The sequence below is a fragment of the Streptomyces colwelliae genome, from assembly GCF_048158785.1.
Lineage (GTDB): Bacteria > Actinomycetota > Actinomycetes > Streptomycetales > Streptomycetaceae > Streptomyces.
This window is the reverse complement of record NZ_JBLTJC010000500.1, coordinates 1-6394: the sequence shown is the minus strand read 5'-3', so window position 1 is coordinate 6394 and position 6394 is coordinate 1. Positions and strand designations below refer to the sequence as shown.

The window sequence follows — 6394 nt, the reverse complement described above, 5'->3', positions numbered from 1 at the left end:
CCGCACCCGCATCCCCCACTGCGCGCGCTCCCGCCGCCCGGGCGGCTTGCCCCACCCGGTGAGATGGAGCGCCCAGGTGACCAGGACGCCCACCGCGACGATCGCCAGCCCGCCCGCGATCAGCAGGGCAGACACCGCGCACACGCCCACCCCCGCGACGGTCGTGCCGACGGTCGCGATACCGAATCCGGTCCAGCCCGCGACCGTATGTCCCTCGTCATACTGATGTGCGCTCATGTGCGGCCTCCTTCCAAGCCCAGCCCGAAGCCCGGGCAGACAGAAAACAGATACCTCACTCACTAAGAAGTTTAGAATAGAAACCTCTCACCAGCTAAGGCAATAACGATGCAAGCCAAGCCTCGCCCCACCGCCACCCCGGCCCAGGCGCTGGACGCGATGGACTCCCTCATCGCCACCGCCCAGCTCGGCCAGCAGGAAATGGCCGAGCGGCTGGGCCTGAACGTCACCGATCTGCTCTGTTTCGCCTGCGTCCTGAAGGCCGGCGAGAACCTCCTCACGGCGGGCGACCTCGCCGAACACGCCCACGTCACGACTGGCGCGGTGACCGGCATCCTCAACCGCCTGGAGCGCGCCGGCTACATCACCCGCGTCCCCGACCCGACCGACCGCCGCCGCGTCCGCGTCGCCTCGGTACCGGCCGCGGTGACCCGTGTCGTCGCCCTCTACGGCCCCTACTACGACCGCCTCAACGCCCAGTTCGCCGACTACTCCCCCGCCGAGATCGCCGTACTGAACGACTGGTTCACGCGGACGTCGACGCTGGCACAGGACTACATCGAGGAACTCCGGGCCAGGGACAAGGAGTTGTGAGCCGGCCGGCGGCACGGGCGCGTACGGGGGCTAACCCGACCCCGTAGGTACAGCCCACTCCACCACCGGTTCGGGAGACCGCTTCATCGTGCCCGGAACCGTACGACGGCATCGTTGACCTCAGCCGGTCAAGAGGGTCGGCACAGGCCCGACAGCCGCCGTACGGAGGGACATCCCATGAAGCCCGGCCCGTTCGCATCCTTCGTCAGGTTCGTGGTGTGCGGCGGCGGGGTCGGGGTCGTCTCCAGCGCGGCGGTACCGCTGCTGGCCGCGCTGATGCCCTGGGCGGCGGCGAACGCCCTGATCACGATCGCCTCGACCATCCTCTGCACCGAACTGCACGCCCTGTTCACCTTCGGCACCGGCCGCCGCCCGGGCTGGCGCGAGCACTGGCAGTCGGCGGGTTCGGCCACGGCGGCCTACGCGATGACGTCCGCGGCGATCCTGATCCTCCACACCGTCCAGCCCACCCCGGGCATGCTCACCGAACAGGTCGTCTACCTCAGCGCCTCCGGCCTCGCCGGCATCGGCCGCTTCCTGGTCCTCCGCCTGTTCGTCTTCGCCGACCGCGGCACTCCGGCTCCGCTCACGATCGCGGTACGCCCGCCGGTGGCATCCCCCGCGTTCAGCGCGGCCGCGTGAGGACCCCGGCACACCAACGGAAATGCCCGTCACCGCCGTCCGACGAGAACAGGTCGTAGGTCGCCAGCGCATAGGCCCGCCGATAAAGGACGAGCGTGTCCGGCGGGTACCGGAACTCCTCGGCGAACAGCCGGGTGAGGGTGACGGTGTGCCGTTCCGCGTACGGCCCGTACATGTCCCATACGGCGGCTGCCACCGCGGCCTCGAAGGCCGGGTCGCCGGCCGTGGTGAGGAACCCGAAGTCGAGTACGGCCACCGGGGCACCAGTGTCGTCGACATGGATGTTGGGCGGTACGAGGTCACCGTGCACGACGCTGACCGGACCGCCGTCGGGAAGCGCCCGCAGGGAGTCCACGGTCCGGCGCACGATGCCCGCGAGGTCGGGGACCTGGGCGGCGAGCAGATCACCATGGCGACGGACGGCACGCAGGACGAGGGCGGCGAGCGCGTCGGGGAAGCGGGCGTGGCCCTCCCAGAGAGGCCGGTCGTCACCCTGCGCGGTGAGCCGCCGCATGGCCTCGGTACCGGGCACGGCGGCCAGGCCGCGCAACACCGTCAGCAGGGCGCCGGTCTCCCGCGCGGCCAACTCCCGTCCCGGCGCCACGACCGCCGAGTCGCTCCGCAACGGGACTCCGCCCAACTCCCGTTCATAGGTGACCAGAACACCGTCGTGCTCCTCGACAGCAAGGATCTCCGGCGTGGCGAAGGGCAACAGCGCGGCGTGCCCGGCGATGTCCTCGTAGACCCGCCGCATGAGCTCCACCCCGGCCGGCCGCCGCCCGCTCCACACCTTGCCGACGGTCCCGTCACCGAGGCGGTACACGGCTCCCTCGACGCCCGCGGCGAGCGGCCGGACGGGTGGTCCGTGCCCGCGGTCGGCGAAGTAGCGGACCCAGTGGGCGGTGTGCTCCTGGCGGTGGGTGACCACGGCTGGACCGGACCCCCTGGGGAGGTGTGGCCGACGGTGTGGGCGATGGTTGTGAGGGTGAGGCCGCCGGTGCGCAGGCGGTCGCGGGTGGTGGCCGACCTGTACCGCGGCGACGGCGACGTCATGATGCCGCACAGCGCGGACGGACTGACCGTCCACCGGGACCCCGGGACGTCAGTGGTCGTACGCGAGTACGCGGTGCGCGGACGGACTGTGCGCACCGGGCAGGACTACGACAGCCACTTCGTCTCCGTGATCACCGTCAAGGACAGCGAAGTGGCGAAGTGGCGCACTGGCGGGACTGCTTGGATCCCGTCGCCGTCTTCCGGGCCGTCGGACGGCCGGCGAAGGATCACTGAGAAACCGCTGAGGAACTGGCACATGGTTGACGGGCTTCGCCGGACAGCGCCCGTGGAAGCCCAGCCCGCCGACTAGCCCGCCCTGCGGAAAACCTCGTCCATGTCCGAGAAGGGCTGCCCGTCGTCGAGCGGCAGCGTCTCGTCCTCCCCGAAGTCCGGGGCCTGGAAGGGGTTCGTCGCCGGAGGGGGCGATCCCGCGCTGACATGGCGGGTCGCCCCATCCGGGGCGGAGAACAGCGAGGTCAGGTCGATGAGAGGTCTCCCGTTCGTTACAGGCCGCTGGGACCTGGTGTGCCGTGACCGGGCACGGCGGTCCTACAGCTTGCTCATCTTGGCGTACGGACTCAGGATGCGCTCCTGAACCGACCCGAAGTCGACGAGCACCGCGATTCCGTCCTCGATGCCGATGACCCGGCCGAGGCCGTACATGTCGTGTGTGACCTGGTCGCCCACGGCAAACTGCTTGGGTGCCGCCGCGGCCGGGGCCTTGAAGGGACTGGTGGGCAAATAGCGCTTCGGTGCAGCTGGCTTTGTCATTGACTCCAGTATGGGCCTAGACACGCCACTCGCTGAGGCCGTCCACATCGCTTGTTCATCACAGATCGGGCAACCGGGAACCACGGCGCCGCCCCGGACGTACCCCTCACGCCCCTGACCTGGCCCTTCCCGGACCCGCCCCGGAACCTCGGCCGGCCTGCGAAAAACAGCCACCGGGGCACACGCGAGAGGCCCCGGATCGCTCCGGGGCCTCTCGTCAGATGTGCACTCGGCAGGATTCGAACCTGCAACCTTCTGATCCGTAGTCAGATGCTCTATCCGTTAAGCTACGAGTGCTTGTTTTCTCTTGTTTTCCTTCGTCGCTCCCGGCCCTTCCGGCCCGCTCGCGGCGACAGGAAGAACATTACATGACTGCCGCCGCCATGTGAAATCCGTTAGCCATACCCCTTGTGAGCTGCGAAAACAGCCTCAGAACGGCTTCGCGGACACGCCCGGGAACGACCGAAGCCCCGGTCGCGCGGACCGGGGCTTCGACGAGGTGCGGAGGCGGAGGGATTTGAACCCTCGATGGGATTTGCGTCCCAAACCGCATTAGCAGTGCGGCGCCATAGACCGGACTAGGCGACGCCTCCAGCACAACCACCCGCGCGAGCGCGGAAGGTGCGTGCAGATGATGACACAGACGAGCGCGGTGTCACCAATCGCCTCCCACGGTACTAGGCGGGCGGGCCGCAGGGCAAAGCCGTTGATGCCGGCCGCCGTGTCCGCAACGTCCGGGGGCGGCGGGCGTTAGTCAGGTCATGTTGCAGGTCAACCGTCTCCTCGTGATCGCCGCCGCGTCCGCCGCCACCGTCGGCTCGCTGGCCGCGCAGCCCGCCGCCGCCCGCGCGCAGGCCGCCCCCGCGGCGCCGCGCACCCTCGCGCCACCGCCCGTCCGTGACGAGGACCGCTCCGGCGGCGACCACCTCACCGTCACCGTCCGGCACGCGGGCGGCGCGGCCGACGGGACGCACGAGCTGTACTGCCACCCCGGCGGCGGCACCCACCCGGACGTGACCGGCGCCTGCGAGGCCGTCGGCCGCAACACCCGGTGGGGGAAGGACCCCTTCGCACCGGTGCCCCCGGACAGCATGTGCACGATGATCTACGGCGGCCCCGCCACCGCCCATGTCACCGGCACCTGGGCCGGACGCCCCGTCGACGCGACGTACGACCGGAGCAACGGCTGCGAGATCTCCCGCTGGAACGGGATGGTCCCGCTGCTGCCCGAACTCGGCCGTGACCACTGAAGACGGCAGGGATCAGTGCTCGGTCACACGTTCTACGTCACTTCACCGTGCGACCTCCCTCTCATCTCACTCCGCGAGCACAAGGACTGCCCTTAGACTCCCTCGCGTGACACGTCGCGGGCAGGTTGGCAAGATGGCCTCCGCGGTCGGCAAGGTGCGGTAACAGGGAGGAAGCGTCTCGTGAGCAGCAGGCCATCCCGAGGCGCTGCTCGCCTCGCAGCCATACTCGACGCGCTCCCGGACGCGTTGGTGCTGGTCAACGCCAACGGGACCGTGGTCAACGCGAACACCATCGCGCTGGAGGCCTTCGAGGCCCCGGGCACCGCGCTCGTCGGGCGCGGACTGCTGGACCTGCTGCCGGAGTTCGACTCCCGGCTCATCCCGGGTTCCATGCGCCGCCCCGACTCGATGGACCCGCGCGGCCGGACCAAGCCCACCCGCATGACCGCCCGCCGCACCGACGGCTCCGAGTTCCCCGTCGAGGTCACCAGCGCCAACCTCGAGGACGGCCAGCAGGCCTACGACGGCTACGGCTACACCTCCGACGAACTCCTGATGCTCGTCGTGCGCGACCTCTCCGGGACCGTGGACACCGAGGCCGAGCTGGCCCGTTCGCAGCGGCAGACCGAGATGATCCTGCGCGCGGCCGCCGAGGGTGTCGTGGGGACGGACACGGACGGGCGGGTCGTGCTCGTCAATCCGGCCGCCGCCCAGATCCTCGGCTACCGCGCCAGCGACCTCGGCGGCAAGGAACTGCACAACCTCGTCCTGCACTCGCGCGCTGACGGCTCCCCCTTCCCGTACGCGGAGTCGCCGCTCGCCGACACCCTGCGCTCGGGGCGCAAGCACCGGGTGCGCGGGCAGGTGCTGTTCGCCAAGAACGGGGACCGGGTCTCCGTCGACCTCACCACCGCGCCCGTGCGCGACGGCGACCAGCTCGTCGGCGCCGTGATGACCTTCACCGACCGGCGGCCCTACGACTCGCTCGCCGAGGAGAAGGACGCCGCGGACAAGCAGCACCAGGACCAACTGGAGCGGATCGACGAGGAGCACGCCTCCGAGCTGACCTCGCTGCGCCAGAAGCACATCACCGAGATCGAGGAACTCCAGGAGCGGCACGAGGAGGAACTCGCGGCGAACGAGGAGCGGTACGCCGCGCTCGGGGAGCGGGAGAAGGACCGGTTCGAGGAACTCGCCGGGCGGCACGAGCAGTTGCTCACGCTGCTCGGGCGGTCGCTGCGCGGGCCCCTCGACGAACTGCGGCGCGAGCTGGCCGCGTTGGCCGCCGACGACGCGGGCCAGTTGTGGCCCGAGGCCAACCAGGTCCTCCATCACCTCTCGGCCGGGTACTCGCGCATCACGCAGCTCATCGACAACGTGCTCGGTTACCAGCGGCTGGAGACCGGCGAGGGCGACATCACCCGTACGAAGGTGATGCTGGACGCCGTCGTCGCCGCCGGTGTCGACGGAGCCGTAGAGCTGATCGGTCCCGGGCGTGTGCAGTTCGCCGTGCACGCTCCGCCCATCGAGGCCGAGGTCGACCCCGGGCTCCTCGCGACCGCGCTCGCGCATCTCGTCGCGGATGTCGCGGGCGTCGACGCGACCGGCAACTCGCCTGTGTCGGCGGGCGGTTACCTGGACAACACGGTCGTCGTGGCGGCGGCGCAGCGCGGTGAGGTCGTACGGATCGAGGTACGCGGGCCGTACGCCGGGGGAGACCCGGTGCACGAGCCGATCGTGCGCGGGATCGTACGGGCGCACGGCGGGGTGCTCCAGACGCACGACGTGCCGGGGATGAGCGGCAGCGCGTATGTGCTGGAGGTTCCGATCGGGGGCGGGGCGGGCGC

8 protein-coding genes and 2 tRNA genes are annotated in these 6394 nt (G+C 70.3%); 5 read left to right on the top strand and 5 right to left on the bottom strand.

The window, feature by feature from the left end:
- Window positions 1-237 (bottom strand): HGxxPAAW family protein (locus ACNFOC_RS48970; RefSeq protein WP_416965469.1); only part of this gene is annotated, 237 nt, incomplete at its 3' end.
- Between the two features lie 108 nt (window positions 238-345).
- On the opposite strand from ACNFOC_RS48970, the gene ACNFOC_RS48965 reads away from it, so the two are divergent.
- On the top strand, window positions 346-831 hold the full coding sequence (locus ACNFOC_RS48965; protein WP_416965468.1) for a MarR family winged helix-turn-helix transcriptional regulator: 486 nt from the start codon (window positions 346-348) through the stop codon (window positions 829-831).
- A 177-nt stretch (window positions 832-1008) separates the two neighbouring features.
- On the top strand, window positions 1009-1473 hold the full coding sequence (locus ACNFOC_RS48960) for a GtrA family protein (protein ID WP_416965467.1): 465 nt from the start codon (window positions 1009-1011) through the stop codon (window positions 1471-1473).
- Here the strand turns inward: ACNFOC_RS48960 and ACNFOC_RS48955 are convergent.
- Window positions 1457-2401: a phosphotransferase family protein gene (locus ACNFOC_RS48955; RefSeq protein WP_416965466.1), complete on the bottom strand. Its 945-nt coding sequence runs from the start codon at window positions 2399-2401 to the stop codon at window positions 1457-1459. The two genes, ACNFOC_RS48960 and ACNFOC_RS48955, sit on opposite strands and share 17 nt — an antisense overlap.
- Window positions 2402-2470: 69 nt before the next feature.
- Here ACNFOC_RS48955 and ACNFOC_RS48950 point away from each other — a divergent pair, with 69 nt between their 5' ends.
- Complete coding sequence (locus ACNFOC_RS48950; protein WP_416965465.1) at window positions 2471-2836, top strand: nuclear transport factor 2-like protein; 366 nt, start codon at window positions 2471-2473, stop codon at window positions 2834-2836.
- A gap of 239 nt (window positions 2837-3075) precedes the next feature.
- On the opposite strand, the gene ACNFOC_RS48945 is transcribed toward ACNFOC_RS48950, so the two are convergent.
- The 3 genes from ACNFOC_RS48945 to ACNFOC_RS48935 form a co-directional block, all read right to left on the bottom strand.
- Window positions 3076-3297: a hypothetical protein gene (locus ACNFOC_RS48945; RefSeq protein ID WP_026150079.1), complete on the bottom strand. Its 222-nt coding sequence runs from the start codon at window positions 3295-3297 to the stop codon at window positions 3076-3078.
- Window positions 3298-3521: 224 nt separating this feature from the next.
- Window positions 3522-3594: transfer RNA gene (locus tag ACNFOC_RS48940), tRNA-Arg, on the bottom strand.
- Between the two features lie 205 nt (window positions 3595-3799).
- Window positions 3800-3890: transfer RNA gene (locus ACNFOC_RS48935), tRNA-Ser, on the bottom strand.
- Between the two features lie 168 nt (window positions 3891-4058).
- Here ACNFOC_RS48935 and ACNFOC_RS48930 point away from each other — a divergent pair.
- Entirely contained in the window at window positions 4059-4547 is a 489-nt protein-coding gene (locus ACNFOC_RS48930) for an SSI family serine proteinase inhibitor (RefSeq protein WP_416965464.1), read from the top strand.
- 180 nt (window positions 4548-4727) lie between these two features.
- Window positions 4728-6394: PAS domain-containing protein (locus tag ACNFOC_RS48925; RefSeq protein WP_416965463.1), on the top strand; the 1667-nt coding region annotated here is incomplete at its 3' end.